This window comes from Photobacterium sp. GB-56 (assembly GCF_003026105.1).
Classification (GTDB): Bacteria; Pseudomonadota; Gammaproteobacteria; order Enterobacterales; family Vibrionaceae; genus Photobacterium.
The window spans coordinates 1-1,244 of the sequence record NZ_PYNW01000049.1 but is presented as its reverse complement, the minus strand read 5'-3'; the positions used below and the strand labels follow the sequence as shown (position 1 = coordinate 1,244).

Below are 1,244 nucleotides of genomic sequence, written 5' to 3'. Positions count from 1 at the left end.
CAGAACTTTCACCTAACGCAAAACTAGCTTAAGGGCTAATCCGGTTTCGCTCGCCGCTACTACCGGAATCTCGGTTGATTTCTCTTCCTCGGGGTACTTAGATGTTTCAGTTCCCCCGGTTCGCCTCATAGTGCTATGTATTCACACTATGATACGTGCTTATGCACGTGGGTTTCCCCATTCGGAAATCCCAGAGTCACCGGTTTTTACTACCTTCTCTGGGCTTATCGCAAGTTAATACGTCCTTCATCGCCTCTGACTGCCAAGGCATCCACCGTGTACGCTTAGTCACTTAACCATACAACCCCAAGAGGTTTCGCTCTTAGTTTCCACTTAAAAAGTGGGTAAGTTGTTCAAACAACCAAGGTTTGTGTTTAACACTTCGATCAAGAAAGTATTAAACGTTGGTTTTTCGCCGGACTCATTGTTTTGTTTTCACTTTTAAAAAGTGAAAGCAAACACAGACACTTGAATGTGTATGTTTTGAGAACTCGTTCTTCTTTCGAAGAACATTTTTAAAATCAATCTATTGATTGAATTTACTAGTCAGCTTTCCAGATTGTTAAAGAGCATTGTGTTTCTATTTAAAGATCCACTTTTTAATCACACTCATAGGAATGTCTTTAGAAAGTGGTGGAGCTAAGCGGGATCGAACCGCTGACCTCTTCGCTGCCAGCGAAGCGCTCTCCCAGCTGAGCTATAGCCCCATATTTTACTTCTTGAGAAAGAAGTGGTGGGCGATACCGGGCTCGAACCAGTGACCCCCTCCTTGTAAGGGAGGTGCTCTCCCAACTGAGCTAATCGCCCACGATAGTTGCTATTTGTTTTCACTTTAAAAAGTCAAATCAAACTAGCTTTCCTTCGTGGAAAGGAAATGGTGGGTCGTGCAGGATTCGAACCTGCGACCAATTGATTAAAAGTCAACTGCTCTACCAACTGAGCTAACGACCCAATGGCGTCCCGTAGGGGAGTCGAACCCCTGTTACCGCCGTGAAAGGGCGGTGTCCTAGGCCTCTAGACGAACGGGACAATGTTCATACTTAATGTTGTTGGGCAACATTAAGTGGCTCTCTTACATTTTAACCAAGCAATCTGTGTGGACACTGCATTAAACAGCAAGTCTTTAGGTAAGGAGGTGATCCAGCCCCAGGTTCCCCTAGGGCTACCTTGTTACGACTTCACCCCAGTCATGAACCACACCGTGGTAAACGCCCTCCCGAAGGTTAAGCTATCTACTTCTGGTG

General features: G+C 45.5%; 4 tRNA genes and 2 rRNA genes. All 6 read right to left on the bottom strand.

Annotated elements, in window-relative coordinates:
• Positions 1-298, bottom strand: a 23S ribosomal RNA gene (locus tag C9J42_RS21285); the annotation flags it as partial.
• A gap of 333 nt (positions 299-631) precedes the next feature.
• Positions 632-707 (bottom strand) — tRNA-Ala (locus C9J42_RS21280).
• A gap of 24 nt (positions 708-731) precedes the next feature.
• Positions 732-807, bottom strand: a tRNA-Val gene (locus C9J42_RS21275).
• Between the two features lie 68 nt (positions 808-875).
• Positions 876-951: transfer RNA gene (locus C9J42_RS21270), tRNA-Lys, on the bottom strand.
• A 2-nt stretch (positions 952-953) separates the two neighbouring features.
• Positions 954-1,029 (bottom strand) — tRNA-Glu (locus tag C9J42_RS21265).
• A gap of 99 nt (positions 1,030-1,128) precedes the next feature.
• Positions 1,129-1,244: ribosomal RNA gene (locus C9J42_RS21260) — 16S ribosomal RNA — on the bottom strand; the annotation flags it as partial.